Raw genomic sequence first — 18,458 nt, 5'->3', positions numbered from 1 at the left:
TTTGGCGTGTGACACCCGCCAGGATGACCGTTCGCTACAGCCCCGCCAGCTTCTGCCTAGGGAAAATGCCATGCCAAATGCCCGCCGAGCGTGGCACTATGCAGTGTTCAAAATTTGGATGGCCGATTGATGAAGCTCTATCGTGATATGGATTCAGCCGAACTGGATGCTCAATACAATGCTCGCGCCACGGTGCCGGAATCGCTATTCCTGTCCATCATGCAGGAATACGCAGAACAAAGCCGCCGTGCCCGGGAAACGTTATCGTGCACGCCCGACCTTGCCTATGGTTCGCATCCCGATGAAACCTTGGACGTATTCCGCCCGGGTCCCTCCGCATCGGCCGCGCGCGCACCGGTGTTCGTGTATATCCACGGCGGCTACTGGCGTGCGCTGTCAAAGAACGAGTCCAGCAGCATGGCGCCCGCCTATACCTCGGCCGGCGCAGTGTATGTGGCGGTGAACTACGCGTTGGCGCCGGCTGCGACACTCGATACGATTGTCGACCAATGCCGCCGCGCCGTGGCTTGGGTGTATCGCAATATCGAACAGTATGGCGGGGACCCCGATCGTATTTACATCGGTGGCAGTTCGGCCGGTGGGCACCTTTGCGGGATGCTGCTCGCTAGCGGCTGGCATACGCCGTTGGGCATGCCGCTGAATGTGGTCAAAGGCGCGCTGCTGCTCTCCGGCCTGTACGACCTCGCGCCGATTCCGCATACGCATATCAACGCATGGATGAAGCTCTCTGCCGAAGACGCCGCGCGCAACAGCCCGGTGAATTATGAGCCCGCCGCCGGCTGCCCTATCGTCGTTTCCTATGGCGATAACGAAACCGATGAGTTCAAGCGGCAAAGTAGGGACTATCTGCAGCAATGGCAGGCACGTGGCTACCCCGGCGACTATGTACGCGTGCCGGGGTTAAACCATTTCGATTTGGTATTGGAATGCGGCAAGCCGGACAGTCCGTTAGCCCGCGCAATGTTCGAGATGATGGGGCTGACTCGCGATTGAGCCAGCCCTGTATGTGGCGGTTAGCCGTCGCCTAGCACCTGATGTGGCAGCCACGTGGCGATTTCCGGCACAAGCATGATGGCCACCAGGACGAACACGACGACGCCCAGGAACGGCCATACGGATCGCACCGCCTCTCCAAACGGGATCTTGGCGATGCCGCTCGTGATGAACAACAATATGGCCACCGGCGGCGTCAGGCCGCCTATTTGCGTGATCATCACCATCAGGATGCCCAGCTGCAACGGATCGATGTGAAATGCCGTGCCGACATACACAATTGTCGGCACCATCACCACCACGACCGCCAGCCCGTCCAAGATCATCGTCAAGACCAGCATGATGACCACAAGAAGGGCGAGCATCAACAACGAACTGTCCGTCACGCCGCGCAGGGTCGTCAGCACGGTGTCATTGAAGTCGAGATAGTTCAGCAACCACCCGAGCACCCCCGCCATACCCAGTACCCCAGCCACCATGGCGGTGGTGACGGCCGCGTCCACGATCACGCCCGGCAATTCCTTCCACGGCAGACGGCGATACCACACCTTGCTCACGATCAGGCTGTATACGCACGCCACCACGCCGGCTTCCGTCGCGGTGAATATGCCGCTCAAGATACCGCCCATGATGACGACCGGCGCCATCAGCGCTGGCCAGACGCGCTTGGTCTCTTTGCATATTTGCTTGAACGTCGAGCGCGGCTGTGTCACGCGCAACGCCGAGTTCGACGGCAGATAAGACAGCGCATAGATCATCCCCATCAGCAGCGCGGCGATCAACAAGCCGGGAATAATCCCAGCCATGAACAGCCCGCCAATCGAAACGCCCGTGATCGAACCGTACACAATCATCGTCATGCTAGGCGGAATGATGGGGCCGATGGTTGCCGCCGCCGCAACGATCGCCGCGGCCATGCCCGGCTTATAACCCCGTTCCTTCATTGCGGGTATCGTCACCGAACCCACGGCAGCGGCTTCCGCTGTCGATGAACCCGAGATATTCGCCATCGCCGTGCAAGAGATGACTGCCGTATGCCCCAGGCTGCCGCGGATGTGACCCACCAACGCTTGCGAAAACTCGATCAATCCCGCGCTCAGACCGCCACGCGTCATGATGGCGCCCGCGAGGATAAAGTAGGGCAGGGCCAACAAGCTGAAGGAATCCAGCATGGAGAAGGCTTTTTGCGGTACCAGGGCCGGTACCAGCCCGGGGATCACCATGGCGCCCACCAAGCTGACCGAAGCGATAGACAGCAGAATGGGGATGCCCATGAACACCAGCCCCAGCATCACCGCGAAAATAATGACCAGGGTCATGCCGCCACCTCCGTCGATTTCACGCGTCGAACCATGTTGGAGAGCACGCTCAGCACCAGGTAGGCGCCTCCCACGACCATGCCTGCGTACACCACCGACATGCTGATACCCAGACCGGGGCTCATCTGATATTTAGTGACCTGCATCAACCGCCAGGTAAACGCCATCAGCGCCACGCCCAAGCCGATCCACAGCAGGTCGATGATCCAGACCATCAGGCGCTGCATCGCAGGCGGGAATCGTTCAAAGAATGTATCCACACGCAAATGCGCCATGCGGTTGTACGCCACCGGAATCGCCAGGAAGACCACCCAGACAAACGCGAATTTCTGGAATTCCTCGCTCCAGCTGAGCGAGACGTTGAACACAAAACGATTGAAGACCTGCAGCGTGCCCGCGATCACGATCGCAACGAATAGCAGCGTGATCAGGGCCTCGACGAACTTATTGATGTAACGCATCGGCTTTCCGGGATGACGTGACGAGAACGGGCGCATGCCCGCCAGTGCGCCCAAAGGGGAAGACCAGGTCTTCCCCTCCAGGTTGTTGTGGCGGTAGAACGGACTTATTGCGAAGCGCGAATCTCTGCGAGCAAATCGGTCGCACCGATGTTGGCGGCGATCTTGTCTTGCAGCGCGGTCGCTTTATCGCGGAAAGGCGTGGTGTCCACCGTGGTGATGGTCATGCCCTTATCCTTCAGGAAGTCCAACGCTTCTTGCTCGCGGATCGGCGCGAGCGAGCGATTGAGGTCGCTGGCGAACTTGGCAGCGTCCATCACGGTCTTTTTCTGCGTGTCGGAGAGCTGATTCCACTCGTTCATCGAGCAAGCAAAAACGGCCGGGCCGAGGAAGTGATTGGTGATGGCGACGTTCTTGCCGACTTCGTAGAGCTTGTTGGCAACGACAGCAGCCGCGCCGTGCTCGAAACCATCCAGCACACCAGTCTGCATGGCCGTATAGATCTCACCGAACGACATCGGCGTTGCATTCGCACCCATGACGTTGATGGTTTCGACGTAGATCGGGCTTTGAATGGTGCGGATCTTCAGGCCTTTCAGATCGTCCGCCGTGTTGACCGTCTTTTTCGCCGTGACGACGTTGCGAGCGCCCCAGTTGTTAGTCCAGGCCAGCACCTTGATGCCCGACTTTTCCAGGTCCGCCGCGATGGCTTGACCGACCTTGCCATCCAAGGTGCGGTTCATGTGGTCGTAGCCTTTCCACAGGAAGGGCAGGTCGATCACGCCGACACGCTTGGAGAAATTGTTCAGAATCGCGGTGCCCGCGACGGCGCAGGATGCCCCCGCGCCCAGCTGCATGCCCTCGAACACGGCGCGTTCGTCACCCAGCGCACTGGAAGGATAAATACGCGCCGACACCGTATCGGAATTGTCGGCCAGATAGTTCTTGAATGCCCATGCGGCCAGATGGTGCTCGGACGACAAATCGCCCGCTGCCGAATGCGAAATCTTGAGTTCTTTCTTGGATTGCGCGTGGGCGGCCGGGACGGCTGCCAGCATGATCGTGGACAGTACAGCTGCGACTAAAGGGCGGGCGCGAAAGCGCACGAATGATTGGCTCACGATGTCTCCTCCTGTGAGATGAGTCGATGTGCAAACGAGATAAATCGTTTTAGTAGATCGATTTACCGGAAACATAGCATGCGGTGCCTTTGCTGCACAGTCTCAGCTTATTAGGCTTTACCCTAATTGCCTGAAACGGCTTGTTTTAAGCATGTTTACGCGACTCATGCCATCATGCGGCCAGCGTGATATATTGGCTAAAACGATTTACTAGAACGATATAGTTATCCGTTCCAAAAGAGGAGTCCGATGGCAACGATTCAGGATGTGGCGCGGCTTGCCGATGTCTCGGTGAGTTCGGTGTCCAATGTGCTCAACGGTCGCACCGAACGGATGCGGCAGGAGACGTACGTCCGTATTGAGCAAGCCATTGAAAAGCTCGGGTATCGGCCCAACCAGATTGCCCGGCATCTGAAGACCGGCAATATACCGATCTTGGGCTTGTTGGTACCCACTTCGTCAAACCCGTCTTTTGCCCATTTGGCCGTGGCGGTCGAGCAGGTGGCCCAGTCCAAGCATAACTATCGTGTGCTGGCGTGCAATACGTATCGCGATAAACAGCTCGAAGCCAAGATGCTCGATGATCTCATCGGTCTGGGCATCCGTGCCGTCATTGTTATTTCTTCTTTAAATGACGAGCGGCATATCGAAGCGGCCATCGCCAAAGGCCTGTCGGTGGTGAGTTACGACCTGGGCATCGACCCGGACAAGCCCGCCAAGCACGATCACGTCCTACCGGACAACCGACTCGCCGGACGGCTGGCCGCCGAGCATTTAATCGCGCATGGTCATCGGCGGCTGGCTTTCGTAAAACCAAAAGGCGAAACCAGCAGCCGTCGCGAAAAAATCGAAGGATTTACCGCTGCCGTGCACGCCGCGTCAGGCTGCAGCGCGCAAGTCATCGAGATCGAAGGCGGTTCGCGTTTCGGCGATAACGAGCTGGCCAAACTCGGCCACGAGGCCGCGCAGAAAATCGCCGCGATGTCGCCCCGGCCGACGGGCATCGTCGCGGTCAACGATATGACCGCGATTGGTGTCATGGCTGGATTAAGAGAATGCGGCTTGTCTATCCCGGGGGATGTGTCTGTCGTGGGTATGGACAATATTCCAGTCTCTGAATATGTCTGGCCGCCACTCACCACGGTGGCGATGCCCGTGCAGGAAGTCGCCGAAACCATGGTCGAGCAGGCGATTTCGCGTATCCATTCCCCCGATAATCCGCCGCGTGAATTCAGTTTTCCGCCGCGCCTCGTACAACGACAGTCGGTGTCCGCACCCGCGACGTCCGCCTGAATCCCGCCGCCTTCATTCCTATCATGACTCGTATTTTTCTCACGCATAATCGCGCGGCATTGCGTCATTATTATGGCGATCGTGCCTTCAAGCTGTTGTCCGAACTGGGCGATGTACGCTTTCACGACAGTGATGCCGAAACGACGGCAGACGACATCGTTCAACAGGCAAAGGATTGCGAGATCCTGGTGAGCTTTCGCGTTCCGCCGGTCGATGCTGCCCTATTGCAGGCCTTGCCGAATCTGGCTGCCGTCTGTCGAGTCGCCGTCGATATACGAAATATCGATGTCGAATGCGCCAACCGTTTGGGCGTACTGGTGACGCGCGCCACCCCAGGCTTCGGGGCTTCCGTGGCGGAATGGGTCATGGGGGTGATGATCAATCTGGCCCGCCATATCCATACCGCGTCGGCGGTCTATCGCGAGGGGCGGATGCCCACCGCGTTCATGGGCCGCGAGTTACGCGGCGCGACCTTGGGCATCATCGGCTACGGCACCATCGGCCAATATGTGGCCAATCTGGCGCGCGCTTTTGGCATGAAGCTCATCGTCAACGACCCATACGCCAAGCTTGATGCGCAGGCGGATATTCAGCAGGCCTCGCTCGATGCCTTGCTGGCTCAATCTGACTTCGTCGTGTGCCTGGCGCCCGCAACGCCGGAAACCGCGAATCTGATGAATATTGAGCGTTTCGAACAGATGCAGTGCTCAGCGTATTTCATCAATGCGTCGCGCGCTGAGTTGGTCAATGAAGCCGATCTATTAAAGGCGCTCGACCATAATCTCCTCGCGGGGTGCGCCCTGGATGTCGGTTCCGCACGGGACCAGATGCCGCCGTTGCCGCTGGCATCGCATCCAAAAGTGCTTGCCACGCCTCACGTGGGCGGCCTGACACCGGAAGCCTCCGAGCATCAGGCGATGGACTCCGTGCGCCAGGTCCGCGCGCTGATCGAGGGCCGCATTCCCGATAACAACGTCAACGCCGCGTTCGCCACGCGCGCGCGCGACCGATTCGGCATTACCTTGCCGCAAGCATAAACGCAGACAGAGGCTTTCATGATTGAATCCCGCTGGCCCGTGCCCGCAGAGGGCTGCGACTGCCATCATCACATCTACGACCTGCACACCTATCCGCTCAAGCAGACGTCTCCCGTGTCGCCGCCGCATGGCACCTGGGAGGATTATTTGGCGATGCGCGCGCAATGGGGCATCACGCGCAGTGTGATTGTTCAGGCCATGGGATACGGTTTTGACAATCGCTGCACGCTCGACGCATTGGCTGCATCGGCGGGCTCCGCGCGCGCGGTGATCTCCATGCCGCAAGGCGCCAGCGACGCGCAGCTCGCGGCGCTGGCGCAAGCCGGCGTGGTCGGCGTGCGTTTTCAGATGGTGCCCAATAGCGGCAACATCATGACTTGGGACGACCTGCCCGAGGTGGCGCGGCGCATCGCGTCGCTGGGATGGAACATCAATCTCCAGCTCGATGGCCGCACGTTGGCGGACTATGAGGCCTTAATTGCCGATCAGCCGTGTAACGTGGTGATCGATCACGTTGGCAAGTTCCTGGAGCCGGTCACGCCTCAGGATCCCGCTTTCGATTCGCTGCGGCGACTGCTCGATACCGGCCGCGTCTGGGTCAAACTATCGGCCATGTACGAAACATCGCGTACGGGCGCGCCCGATTACCAGGACGTCGGTGTTTTGGCGCAGGCCCTGGCGCATGAATATCCCGAACGCTGTCTATGGGCGAGCAATTGGCCGCACCCGGGTCAGGTGCAACGTCCCAACGACCGCGATCTCCTGGCATTGCTGGACAGCTGGTGCCCCACGCAAACCGTGCGCGATCAGATCCTGGTCCATAATCCGGCTAAGCTATACGGGTTCTGACTGCCCGGTAGGTAAACGTGAGCGCGACGCATGATTTGCTCGATCAACTGGAAGGAAGCTGGCGCCTGAGGCGCGACATCGCGGCCGAAGGCGCGACAATGACAGGCGTCGCCCATTTCACTCGCGTGGCGGCCGACGTGCTGCATTATGAAGAAACAGGCACCTTGACACTGCGCGAGGGCCAGACCTTGTCGTGTTCACGACGCTATCGCTTCATCGCGCGCGGCGATGCGCTCGTGATACTGTTCGAGGACGAACCGGATCGCGGCAGACAATTCGTCTCGCTAGGGTTTGTCCCGGCTGACGCACATACCTTGGTGGCGGCCGACACGCATCTTTGCGGCCCCGACACCTACACCGTTGCGTACAGGCTTGCACTGCCAGCCGGGTACGAGACCGAGATCTCGGTGCAGGGCCCCCGCAAGGATTACACAGCGCTCAGCCGCTATACCCGGCTCGTCGATCCTGTCTGAGCGGCCGCGTCCCTCGTCCACATTTTCCGAAGCGCGGAGTTGCTCCAATCATGCGTCTTATCCGAACGCCCAGCATGGCGGCGCTGACAGCGTTTGAAGCGGCCGCCCGGCACGAAAGCTTCACCCTGGCGGCACGCGAGTTGTCCGTGACCGAGAGCGCCATCTCCCGGCAGATCCATCTGCTGGAGGAAAGCCTGAACGTATCGCTCTTCGTGCGCGTCAAGCAGCGTGTCATCCTGACGCGCCCGGGCCGCCTGTATAGCGAACAAGTGCGCGCTTCGCTACGCGCGTTGGAACAAGATACCCGGGCGATTGCCGCGCACGGCAGCGGTCGCGGCAATCTGGAATTGGCGGTGCTGCCCACGTTCGCGCTGGAATGGCTGATCCCGCGATTGCCCGCTTTTTATGCCCGCTATCCCGATATACGTATCAATATGGGTGTGCGCACCGCCCCATTCTCGTTCGAGAATGAACACTTTGATGTGGCCATTCATCATGGCAAAGCCATCTGGCCGCATGCCACGCTGGAGTTCCTGTTTGGTGAACGCATGGTGGCCATCGCCCGCGAGGATCTGATTGGCGGGCCGCTCACGCATGCCGAAGATCTGCTGGGATACACCTTGCTCTATTCGACGACGCGGCCGGAGTCCTGGCGTCAGTGGTTTGAGCTCGCCGGCGTGGACAGAATGCCGGAGTCCATCAATAGCGCGGGCTTTGAATTGCAGTCCATGGTGGTGCGCGCGGCCGAAGCGGGGCTAGGCATCGGCCTTGTGCCCGAGTTCTTCGTTCCCGAGGCAACGTGGGAAAAGGGCGTTATCCGAGCGCACCCGCTCTCGATGCCGGCCGAGGACTCCTATCATCTGGTCTATCCCCTGGAGACGCGGGACAAATATCCGCTGCAATGCTTCAGGGAATGGATCCACGAACAGGCAGCTGCCTTTGCGACCGAATTAGAACTGCCCAGGCAAGCCACTTGATGACGAAAACTCATCATATGACAAATTTATTTTGCTTTACGCCAGGGCGTAAGCATTGAACAATCAAGAGTTTGGTAAAAAACTGCGGAGATGTACCCAATGAACGGCGCCAAGAGCCTGGTTAAAACGTTGCTCGCTTCCGGTATCGATACGTGTTTTGCGAACCCGGGCACGAGCGAAATGCATTTCGTCGCCGCCCTGGATCAAGTGCCCGGCATGAAATGCGTGTTAGGCCTGCAGGAAAACGTGGTCACCGGCATGGCCGACGGCTACTACCGCATCGCCCGTAAACCCGCGTGCACGCTGCTGCACTGTGGCCCGGGCCTGGCCAACGGCATGGGTAACCTGCACAACGCTCGTCGTGCGCGCAGCGGCATCGTCAATATCGTGGGCGATCAGGCGACCTATCATCGCCCCTTCGATGCCCCGCTGACCGCTGATACGGCCGGCATGGCGCAAACCGTATCGCAATGGGTGCGCACCAGTGTCGATAGCGCACAGCTTGGCCGTGATGCTGCCGAAGCCGTGGCCGCCGCCCGCAGTTTTCCCGGCCAGATTGCCACGTTGATTCTGCCCGCCGATGTGTCGTGGAACGAAGGCGGTGTGGTCGGTGAAGCCCTCCCGGTACCCATGCCCGCCCCGGTCGATGGCAACGCGATCGAGAACGCTGCGCGTACCTTGCGTTCGCATGGGCGCGATACCTTGATTCTGGTGGCGGGCACTGGCGTGCTGAGCGCGGCGCATCCGTGGTTGTGGCGCATCGCCCAAGCGACCGGCGCCACCTTGCTCGCTGACTTCGTTACCTCGCATCTGTCGCGGGGTCGTGGCCGTTTGCAGCTCGAACGCACGCCGTACGTGATGGAACTGGCGATCAAGGCGCTGCAACGCTTTAAACACATCATTCTGGTCAACGCCAGGCCGCCCGTGGGCTTCTTTGCCTATCCGGGCCTGCCGTCGACACAGTACGCCCCGGACGCGCAACTGCAAGTGCTGACGCGCCCCGATCAGGATCCGCTGCCCGCGTTGCAGGCCTTGGCCTCGGTGCTCAACGCACCCGAAGTCGCGATCCCAGATCCCGGCCCGCGCCCCGAGGCCGCCACCGGCGCGCCCACGCCCGAAGGCTTGGCCCAGACCGTCGCTGCCTTGATGCCCGATCACTCCATCATCTCGGATGAAAGCGTGTCTTTTGGCCGCGGCTTTTACAAGTTCAGCCATGCCGCGCCGCCTAACGACTGGCTGCATCTGGCGGGCGGCGCGATTGGCGATGGCCTGCCCGTGGCTACCGGTGCCGCGATCGGCGCGCAGAAGCAGCGTCGCGTGATCAGCCTGCAGGCTGATGGCTCGGCCATGTACTCCCTGCAGTCGCTGTGGACGCAGGCGCGCGAGCAGCTGCCCTGCACGACGATCATTCTGAACAACAGCAAGTACAACATTCTCATTGGCGAATACGCCAACGTGGGCGCGACCCCGGGCGAAACGGCAATGAGCATGCTGGATCTGGGCAACCCGTCGTTGAACTGGGTGGGCCTGGCCAATGCAATGGGTGTCGAGGCCGCGCGTGCCACTACGCTCGATCAATGTGCTGACCTGATGCGCGCCAGCTTTGGCAAGCAAGCGCCCTTCCTCATCGAACTGATGGTGTAGTAGCGGCGCAGCCGCATCGGACGGGCACGTCCCGTGCGGTGCGGCACAGGGTCAGTGATTTTTGTTTTTTACCTGGATGGAGACACAATCCATGAAATATCGTCAGCTATCTCAAATCGTGGCCGCCGTTGTCATTGGCGGTACGGCGTTATGCGCCCAGGCTGACAATTACCCGTCGCGTCCGATCACGCTGATCGTGCCGTATCCGGCGGGCGGGACCACCGACATTGCCGCGCGCACGATCGCTCAGGCAATGGGTCCCATCTTGAACCAATCCATCGTGGTGGATAACCGCGCCGGCGCTGGTGGGAACATCGGCATGGGCGTGCTCAAGCGCGCCGATGCCGATGGATACACCATCGCTATGGGCACGATTGGCACCCAGACCATCAACCAGTTCCTGTACAAGGACATGCAATTCGATCCGGCCAAGGACTTCGCGCCCCTGGCCATGGTGTTCACCACACCGAACGTGATTGCGGTGCGACAGGATTCCAAGTGGAAGACCGCTCAGGACCTTTTTGCTGACGCCAAGCAGCGTAAGAACGAGCCCGTGACCTACGCGTCGCCCGGCATCGGCTCTTCCGTGCACCTGACCGGCGCCTACATCGAACAGGCCGCTGGCGTTGACATGCTGCATGTTCCGTTCAAGGGCGTCTCGGGATCCATGCCCGCGCTGATCGGTGGACAGATCGACGTGCTGATGGATAACCTGCCCAGCACGATCAGCCAGCTCAAAGACGGTTCCCGCGTGCGCGCGTTGGCCGTGACCTCGGCTGAGCGTTCTCCCTCGTTGCCCGATGTGCCGACGCTGGCCGAATCGGGGCTCAAAGACTTCGACGTGACCGCCTGGTTCGCGCTGTACGCGCCCGCCGGTACGCCCGACGACGTGCAGGCCAAGCTTATCGATGCCGCTAAAAAGGCATTGGCCACGCCCGCGGTGCAAGAGCAGCTGTCCAAGGTCGGCGCCGCGCCTGGCAACAAGACCGGCAAGGAATTGGCCGCCTTCGAAGCCGCCGAGCGCGAGCGCTGGAGCAAGCTGATCCAGGAACGCAACATCACCACCAACTAAGGTCGCGCGCGGACCGAGGCAGCCTCCCTCGGTCCGAGTCGCCGCAAGAGCGGTGGCCGGCTTTAAGATTCGCTTCATCTTTGGACGTATAGTCAAGATATGCGAATTCTATTGGCCGAAGACGATCTTTCCCTGGGTGAGTCCATTGAATCCTGGCTCTCCCTCGATGGCTATGTGGTCGATCGCGTCATGCGGGGCGACTTGGCCGAGACCGCGCTTGCCACGCACGACTATCAGTGTCTGTTGCTGGACCGGGGTTTGCCTGGCTTAACAGGCGATGCGCTATTACGCACGCTGCGCGCTCGCCGCAACACGATTCCCGTCATCATGATCACAGCCCGCGACGCATTGCGCGATCGTATCGAGGGGCTGGATCTGGGCGCGGACGATTATCTGGTTAAACCCTTCGACCTCGAAGAACTCTCCGCGCGTATCCGCGCCGCGCTTCGGCGGTACGAGGGACGCACCGACACGCGTCTGCAGCATGGCGATCTGTCGATGGACCCCGTCGCGAAGCAGGTGACCTACCAAGGCCGTTCCATCGATCTGACCGCGCACGAATTCGCCGTCTTGCAGGCGCTGCTCAGGCGTCCCGGCCATGTCGTATCGCGCAGCCAATTAGAAGACGCGCTATACGCCTGGGGCGAAGAGGTCGAAAGCAACACCATCGAGGTCCACATCCATAACCTGCGCCGCAAGCTCGATCCCAGCGTGATCAAGACGATACGCCGCCAGGGCTACCGGCTGGCGGACTGATATGCGCGGATTTCGATTACCCCGGTTACCCCGTAGATCGCGATCGGACGCGCATTCCAATACTTACTCGCTGCGCCGGCGGCTGATCTCGACCACATTGGGTTCCAGCATTGTCGTGGGCCTGGTCAGCACGGCGATTGTGCTTGCCCTGGCGTGGAAAGAGGTCAACGATACGTTCGATGACACCTTGGAAGAAGGCGCGCGCCTCGTGTTGACCCTGGGCGAAGGAACGCCTTCTCACGCGTTGACTGCGCGTGACCGCAAAGACGATGGCAAGCCCGCGCTGCGGCTGGACTATCAAATCGTGTCGCCGGACGGGGTCGTGATCAGCCGAGGCGACGACGCGCCCAAGCGGCCTTTTGTCGATCCCGGCCGTCGCGATGACCGTTTCTACGATGTGTGGGTGTCCAAGAAGCGTTGGCGGGTGTATGTGCGCCAGCACAGCTCTCATAACTTTACCGTGCAGATCGGTCAGGAATGGGAAGACCGTACCGACCTTATCGCCGACATGCTGGAATCCCTGGCGTGGCCGCTGGTGGCGCTTTGGGTGCTGCTAGGGCTGGTGAACTGGTGGCTGATCCGACGCCTGACCGCGCCGCTGGATCAATTGGCACGGGGCATCGAGGCGAAATCTCCCAGCGATCTGTCCGCCATCGAGTATCAGGGGAGGGCACGCGAAATTCGCACCGTGGTCAATGCGTTGAATCGCATGCTCAGCCGGCTGGCGCACGCCTTGGAATCCGAGCGTCGCTTTACCTCGGACGCCGCGCACGAACTGCGCACGCCGCTGGCCGCCTTGGCTTCGCGCATACAGGTCATGCAGCGCCGTCTGGCCAAGGAAGGCCCGGAGGCCGCGGCCGCCGATCTGCAGCGTCTGCGCGACGATGTCGCACGCGGTACCGCGCTGGTCGAAAACTTGCTGCAGCTGGCTCGTCTGGATCCCGAGTCGGCGGAGACCCTGGTGTCCGAGCCGGTGCAGGCCCATGCGTTGATCGATGAGGCAGTCAGGTTGTGTGCCGCCGAGGCGCAGGCCCGTTGCGTAACGATCGACGTGAACTGCCAGGTGGATACGCTGTGCGGGCACTATGACAGTCTCTGCACGGCGCTGCGTAACTTGTTGCACAACGCCATTCGTTACGGTCAGGAAGGCGGCCGTGTCGAAATCAGCTTCACGCGTCAGGGGCATGTGCAGACGCTGTCCGTGCGCGATGACGGACCGGGCGTCGCCCCGGCGGACATGGCGCGCCTGACGGAGCGTTTTTTCCGGGTGCTGGGCACTGGGGTGCAGGGCAGCGGACTAGGGCTTTCCATCGTGGCCCGCGTCGCGCATTGGCATCATGCTACGTTGCGCTTTGGGCCTGGGCTGGATGGCCGTGGTCTGGGCGTGATGATCGATTTTCCATTGGAGTCTGATAACGGCTCCAGACGCTCAGATTCGCTTAATGTTCACGGGCTTTAATCGCATCATGTTCAACCACGGAGCGATCCGTAATAGGAGTGCAGCATGATCCAGACCACACGTTTTAACCGCTTTACCCGTACCCTGTTGGTGACCTCCGCGTTGTCCTGCGCTCTGGTCGCCGGCGCGCAAGCACAAGGCTATGCGGGCCCCAGCAGCGCGCCCACCGGCGCGCGGCAGGGCTATGCGGGTCCTTCTTCAGTGCCAGTCACGACCGTCAAGGCGCTGACGGAAACCGGCCATGATGACCAAAACGCGGTGTTGCGCGGCCGTATCGTGTCGCATGACGGCGGCGACCACTACACCTTTGAAGACGACACGGGGCGCATGAAAATCGAAATCGATGACAAGCGCTTCCCCGCTGGGGTGCGTATCGATGAGAAAACCGTGGTCGAGCTGGAAGGTGAACTCGACCGCGATCGTCACGGAGTCGAGTTCGACGTCGATCGAATCCGCGTGATGTAACGCCGCGGACTGCGGGCCTCTCTGCGGATATCCAGCCCATAAAAAACCTCGCCCGGTCATGCAGACCGGCCGAGGTTTTTGTCATGCCGCGGGCGTAGCCGTTACGGTTCCGGTACGGCTCCGTTACGGCTGCGCCCAGTGCGTGAAACTTACACGCCGACCACCGACACCGCCTTGGTGACCAGATAGGCTTCCAGAGCCTCGGGGCCACCCTCGGAACCGTAGCCCGAATCCTTCACGCCGCCGAACGGCAGCTCGGCCGAAGGCGTGGCGGGCTGGTTGATCCACACCATGCCGACTTCCAGACGGCGCGACAGTTCGGTCACGGACTTGAACGAACGGGTGAACGCGTAAGCGGCCAGACCGAACGGCAGGCGGTTAGCTTCGCGGATGGCTTCGTCCAGCGTTTCGAAGCTGCGGATGCCCGCCACCGGGCCGAACGGCTCTTCGTTAAAGATATCTGCGTCCAGCGGCACGTCGGACAGAATGGTCGGGGCAAAGAAATTACCCGTGGTGCCGATACGCTCGCCGCCTGTGACCACGCGCGCGCCTTTCTCGCGGGCATTTGCCACGATCTTGTCCATGGCGATCAGACGGCGGTCGTTAGCCAGGGGGCCCAGCGTGGTGCCATCGGCTAGACCATCGCCCACTTTCAGGCTTTCGGCATGCGCGACGAAAGCCTTTTCGAAATCGGCCTTGATCGACGAATGCACCAGGAAGCGGGTGGGCGAGATGCAAACCTGACCGGCGTTGCGGAACTTCGCCGCGCCGGATGCCTTCACCGCCAATTCGACATCGGCGTCTTCGTGCACGATCACGGGGGCATGGCCGCCCAGTTCCATCGTCACGCGCTTCATGTGCTGGCCGGCCAGAGCGGCCAGCTGCTTGCCCACGGGCGTCGAACCGGTGAAGGTCACTTTGCGGATGATCGGATGCGGGATCAGATAGCTGGAGATTTCAGCAGGCGAGCCGAACACCAGACCGACCACACCCTTCGGAATACCGGCATCCACAAAGCAGTTCAACAGGGCCGCGGGCGAAGCCGGGGTTTCTTCCGGTGCCTTGACCAGGAACGAGCAGCCGGTGGCCAGCGCCGCGCCCAGTTTGCGCACGACCTGGTTAACCGGGAAGTTCCACGGGGTGAAGGCGGCGACGGGGCCGACGGGCTCTTTCAGTACCATCTGCTGGGCGGCCGCATTGCGTGCCGGAACGATACGGCCATAGACGCGCAACGCTTCGTTGGCGAACCAGTCGATGATCTCGGCGCCGGCCATGACTTCGATACGGGCCTCGCCCAACGGCTTGCCTTGTTCTTGCGTCAGCAGGCGGGCGATGCTGTCGGCGCGTTCGCGCACCAGCACCGAGGCACGGCGCATGATGGTGCAGCGCTCATGGGCCGACATATCGCGCCAGGTCTCGAAACCACGCTGCGCTGCCGCCAGGGCGTCGTCCAGATCCTCGCGCGAGGCGTAGGCGACTTGGCCGATCGTGCTGCCCGTGGCCGGGTTGACGACATCGATGCGTTTATTTCCCTTGGCTTCGCGCCATTCGTTGTCTATCAACAGGAGAGTGTCGGGATAACTGCTCATGAGTGCTCCAAAGGCAATGTTGCGATCAATTCATCGGTTTCCCATACGAGCGCGCCCCGTGGATTGAGACAGTCGTGGAAAACCGGAAATAGCGATGGCCGTTGCAAGGCGGGCGAAATTAAACGTTAACGACTGCAGGCCTGATCTGTCAAAAACGCAGACTGAAATTGTATAGGGATAAAGCATCGGAAATGGCGTGGAACCGAGGAAAATCTATGGAACCTAGGGTCGACCCCAGGTTGACGATAGCGCACAATGGGGCTTGATGAACTAACACCCGAGGAGTCTCCCATGCTTGTGAATGCTTATGGCGCTTATGCTGGCGACCGTCCGCTGGAATCGTTGCAGATCTCGCGCCGCGAACCGGGCGTGCATGATGTCCAAATCGATATCGCTTACTGTGGGGTGTGCCACTCCGACTTGCACCAGGTGCGCTCGGAATGGGCGGGCACGCAGTTTCCTTGTGTGCCCGGGCATGAAATCGTGGGCCGCGTGTCGGCGATCGGCGCGCAGGTCAAGAACTTCACCATAGGCGATCTTGTCGGCGTGGGATGCATGGTGGATAGTTGTCAGCGCTGTGCGGATTGCGAAGCCGGTTTCGAGAACTATTGCGATGGCATGGTGGGCACCTACAACTCGCCCACCAAGGACGAGCCGGGCTGGACCTTGGGCGGGTATTCCCAACGCATCGTGGTGCACGAGCGTTTCGCGTTGCGCATCCGGCATCACGCCAGCCAGCTGGCTGCGGTAGCGCCTTTACTATGCGCGGGTATTACGACCTACTCGCCGTTGCGTCACTGGGGCGCGGGCCCCGGCAAGAAGGTGGGCGTCGTCGGTATTGGCGGGCTAGGCCATATGGGCATCAAGCTCGCTCATGCAATGGGCGCGCATGTGGTGGCGTTCACCACATCGGACAGCAAGCGCGAAGCCGCGCTGGCCCTGGGGGCGGACGAGGTCGTGGTGTCGCGCAGCGCCGAGGAAATGGCAGTGCACGCGCAAAGCTTTGACCTGATCCTCAATACGGTGGCCGCGCCTCATGATCTGGACGCATTCCTGGTCTTGCTCAAGCGTGATGGCACCATGGTGCTCGTCGGTGCGCCGGCTACGCCGCATCCCTCGCCCAATGTGTTTAACCTGATCATGAGACGCCGCTCGATCGCGGGCTCGATGATCGGCGGCATTCCGGAAACCCAGGAGATGCTCGACTTTTGCGCGGAGCACGGCATCGTGGCCGATATCGAGATGATTCGCGCTGATGAGATCAATGAGGCGTACGAACGCATGCTGCGCGGCGATGTGAAGTATCGCTTTGTGATCGACACGGCGACCTTGGGTGCGTGAGCCTGCGACAGGCGGGGGCTGATATATACTCCCTCCTAGTATATTGTTCAGGTGTGTCATGCCGCATTCACCGGATGAGAAAAAGCGTGTGCTCGCACGTGTGCGTCGCGTGCGCGGGCAGTGCGATGCGCTCGAGCGCGCGCTCGAATCGGGCGCCGACTGCGGGCCCGTGCTGCAGCAGATCGCCGCGATCCGAGGCGCGATCAACGGGCTGATGTCGGAGGTGCTGCAATCGCATTTGCGCGAAGGCTTCAGCCACCCGCCGGCGTCGCAGGATCAATACGATGAGCGCGTGCAGGAACTGGTGACGCTGGTGCGCACCTACTTGAAATAACCACTCTGGGTCAGCATGGCTGACGCCGTTTGCCTTTTCTTTACGGAGCTATTCCATGAAATCACGCGCCGCTGTCGCCTTTGCCGCGGGCCAACCACTGCAAATCGTTGAGCTCGATGTCGAACCGCCTCGCAAGGGCGAGGTCTTGGTGAAGATCACCCATACCGGGGTGTGCCATACCGATGCGTTCACGCTGTCGGGCGAGGATCCCGAGGGGCTGTTTCCGGTGGTGCTGGGCCATGAAGGCGCGGGCATCGTGGTGGAGGTGGGCGAGGGCGTGACGAGCGTCAAACCGGGCGATCATGTGATTCCGCTCTATACGGCCGAATGCGGGGAGTGTCTGTTCTGCAAGTCGGGCAAAACCAACTTGTGCGTGGCCGTGCGTGCGACGCAGGGCAAGGGTGTGATGCCCGACGGCACGACGCGGTTCTCGTACAACGGTCAGCCGGTCTATCACTACATGGGCTGCTCGACGTTTAGCGAGTACACGGTGGTGGCCGAAGTATCGCTCGCCAAGATCAATCCGAAGGCGAACCCGGAACACGTATGCCTGCTGGGCTGCGGCGTGACGACTGGCATCGGCGCGGTACATAACACGGCGAAGGTTCAGGAAGGCGATTCGGTGGCGGTGTTCGGCTTGGGCGGCATCGGTCTGGCCGTCATTCAAGGGGCGCGGCAGGCAAAGGCGGGGCGCATTATCGCAATCGACACAAACCCGGATAAGTTTGGTTTGGCGAAGGTCTTTGGCGCGACGGATTGCCTGAACCCGAAGGATTATGACAAGCCGATTCAGGAAGTCATCGTGGGGATGACGGGCTGGGGGGTGGATCACTCCTTCGAATGTATCGGCAATGTGAACGTGATGCGCGCGGCGTTGGAATGCGCCCATCGTGGGTGGGGTCAATCGGTGATTATTGGCGTCGCGGGCGCGGGGCAGGAAATTTCCACCCGGCCGTTCCAGCTGGTGACTGGGCGTCGATGGCTGGGGACGGCATTCGGGGGCGTCAAGGGGCGTTCGCAATTGCCTGGGATGGTCGAGGATGCGATGGCCGGCAAGATTGAGCTCGAACCGTTTGTGACGCATACGATGGGGCTTGAGGATATTAATGACGCGTTTGATCTGATGCATGCTGGGAAATCGATTCGCAGCGTTGTGCATTATTGATGCTGACGGGTTTTTAGCTGGGTTGGGGGGCCGGGTTTTTCGGCCCCTTTTTAATTGGGTGTTGGATTTGGTCGCTGGGGATTGAGGGGGCT

The 18,458-nt window shown here is 60.8% G+C and carries 18 protein-coding genes; 14 read left to right on the top strand and 4 right to left on the bottom strand.

The genetic code is table 11. The features are described 5' to 3' along the window. Positions 1-126 precede the first annotated feature (126 nt). Positions 127-1,014, top strand: coding sequence for an alpha/beta hydrolase (locus GOQ25_RS08970; RefSeq protein WP_160350126.1), 888 nt, complete (start codon positions 127-129; stop codon positions 1,012-1,014). A 20-nt stretch (positions 1,015-1,034) separates the two neighbouring features. On the opposite strand, the gene GOQ25_RS08965 is transcribed toward GOQ25_RS08970, so the two are convergent. From GOQ25_RS08965 to GOQ25_RS08955, 3 genes are all read right to left on the bottom strand, one after another. Then, the gene (locus tag GOQ25_RS08965) at positions 1,035-2,333 is read right to left on the bottom strand and encodes a TRAP transporter large permease (RefSeq protein WP_160350125.1); all 1,299 of its coding nucleotides are present in this window, start codon (positions 2,331-2,333) and stop codon (positions 1,035-1,037) included. Then, positions 2,330-2,794: a TRAP transporter small permease gene (locus tag GOQ25_RS08960; RefSeq protein WP_160350124.1), complete on the bottom strand. Its 465-nt coding sequence runs from the start codon at positions 2,792-2,794 to the stop codon at positions 2,330-2,332. The genes GOQ25_RS08965 and GOQ25_RS08960 overlap by 4 nt, the downstream gene beginning before the upstream one ends. A gap of 104 nt (positions 2,795-2,898) precedes the next feature. Continuing rightward, the gene (locus GOQ25_RS08955; RefSeq protein ID WP_160350123.1) at positions 2,899-3,912 is read right to left on the bottom strand and encodes a TRAP transporter substrate-binding protein; all 1,014 of its coding nucleotides are present in this window, start codon (positions 3,910-3,912) and stop codon (positions 2,899-2,901) included. 249 nt (positions 3,913-4,161) lie between these two features. Here GOQ25_RS08955 and GOQ25_RS08950 point away from each other — a divergent pair, with 249 nt between their 5' ends. The 10 genes from GOQ25_RS08950 to GOQ25_RS08905 all read left to right on the top strand — a co-directional run bounded on the left by GOQ25_RS08950 (position 4,162) and on the right by GOQ25_RS08905 (position 13,937). After that, the gene (locus tag GOQ25_RS08950; RefSeq protein ID WP_160350122.1) at positions 4,162-5,205 is read left to right on the top strand and encodes a LacI family DNA-binding transcriptional regulator; all 1,044 of its coding nucleotides are present in this window, start codon (positions 4,162-4,164) and stop codon (positions 5,203-5,205) included. Between the two features lie 23 nt (positions 5,206-5,228). Next, complete coding sequence (locus GOQ25_RS08945; RefSeq protein WP_160350121.1) at positions 5,229-6,242, top strand: hydroxyacid dehydrogenase; 1,014 nt, start codon at positions 5,229-5,231, stop codon at positions 6,240-6,242. An 18-nt stretch (positions 6,243-6,260) separates the two neighbouring features. Continuing rightward, positions 6,261-7,091: an amidohydrolase gene (locus GOQ25_RS08940; protein ID WP_160350120.1), complete on the top strand. Its 831-nt coding sequence runs from the start codon at positions 6,261-6,263 to the stop codon at positions 7,089-7,091. Positions 7,092-7,108: 17 nt separating this feature from the next. Next, positions 7,109-7,564 carry a DUF6314 family protein gene (locus GOQ25_RS08935; RefSeq protein WP_160350119.1) on the top strand — a complete coding sequence of 152 codons (456 nt, stop codon included), beginning with the start codon at positions 7,109-7,111 and terminating at the stop codon, positions 7,562-7,564. 50 nt (positions 7,565-7,614) lie between these two features. Next, positions 7,615-8,541 (top strand): LysR substrate-binding domain-containing protein, encoded by a 927-nt coding sequence (locus GOQ25_RS08930; RefSeq protein ID WP_160350118.1) that lies wholly within the window; start codon positions 7,615-7,617, stop codon positions 8,539-8,541. Between the two features lie 99 nt (positions 8,542-8,640). Further along, positions 8,641-10,185 (top strand): acetolactate synthase large subunit, encoded by a 1,545-nt coding sequence (locus tag GOQ25_RS08925; RefSeq protein ID WP_160350117.1) that lies wholly within the window; start codon positions 8,641-8,643, stop codon positions 10,183-10,185. Between the two features lie 91 nt (positions 10,186-10,276). After that, on the top strand, positions 10,277-11,257 hold the full coding sequence (locus tag GOQ25_RS08920; protein ID WP_236844414.1) for a tripartite tricarboxylate transporter substrate binding protein: 981 nt from the start codon (positions 10,277-10,279) through the stop codon (positions 11,255-11,257). Between the two features lie 99 nt (positions 11,258-11,356). After that, positions 11,357-12,013, top strand: coding sequence for a response regulator transcription factor (locus GOQ25_RS08915; RefSeq protein WP_160350115.1), 657 nt, complete (start codon positions 11,357-11,359; stop codon positions 12,011-12,013). Between the two features lie 97 nt (positions 12,014-12,110). Beyond that, entirely contained in the window at positions 12,111-13,472 is a 1,362-nt protein-coding gene (locus tag GOQ25_RS08910) for an ATP-binding protein (RefSeq protein WP_236844534.1), read from the top strand. A 45-nt stretch (positions 13,473-13,517) separates the two neighbouring features. Then, positions 13,518-13,937 carry a YgiW/YdeI family stress tolerance OB fold protein gene (locus GOQ25_RS08905; protein WP_160350113.1) on the top strand — a complete coding sequence of 140 codons (420 nt, stop codon included), beginning with the start codon at positions 13,518-13,520 and terminating at the stop codon, positions 13,935-13,937. Positions 13,938-14,086: 149 nt separating this feature from the next. Here the strand turns inward: GOQ25_RS08905 and GOQ25_RS08900 are convergent, their stop codons facing one another. Beyond that, entirely contained in the window at positions 14,087-15,526 is a 1,440-nt protein-coding gene (locus GOQ25_RS08900) for an NAD-dependent succinate-semialdehyde dehydrogenase (RefSeq protein WP_160350112.1), read from the bottom strand. A 291-nt stretch (positions 15,527-15,817) separates the two neighbouring features. Here GOQ25_RS08900 and GOQ25_RS08895 point away from each other — a divergent pair, with 291 nt between their 5' ends. From GOQ25_RS08895 to GOQ25_RS08885, 3 genes are read left to right on the top strand one after another with little or no spacing between them, the layout of a single operon-like run. Continuing rightward, positions 15,818-16,867, top strand: coding sequence for an NAD(P)-dependent alcohol dehydrogenase (locus tag GOQ25_RS08895; RefSeq protein ID WP_160350111.1), 1,050 nt, complete (start codon positions 15,818-15,820; stop codon positions 16,865-16,867). Positions 16,868-16,925: 58 nt separating this feature from the next. Beyond that, complete coding sequence (frmR, locus tag GOQ25_RS08890) at positions 16,926-17,201, top strand: formaldehyde-responsive transcriptional repressor FrmR (RefSeq protein ID WP_160350110.1); 276 nt, start codon at positions 16,926-16,928, stop codon at positions 17,199-17,201. Positions 17,202-17,256: 55 nt separating this feature from the next. Beyond that, positions 17,257-18,366: an S-(hydroxymethyl)glutathione dehydrogenase/class III alcohol dehydrogenase gene (locus GOQ25_RS08885; RefSeq protein ID WP_160350109.1), complete on the top strand. Its 1,110-nt coding sequence runs from the start codon at positions 17,257-17,259 to the stop codon at positions 18,364-18,366. Positions 18,367-18,458: the final 92 nt, after the last annotated feature.

The sequence above is a fragment of the Bordetella sp. 15P40C-2 genome, from assembly GCF_009763235.1.
GTDB lineage: Bacteria > Pseudomonadota > Gammaproteobacteria > Burkholderiales > Burkholderiaceae_B > Bordetella_A.
The sequence above is the reverse complement of the archived record's forward strand: the minus strand, read 5'-3'. Positions and strand labels throughout refer to the sequence as shown.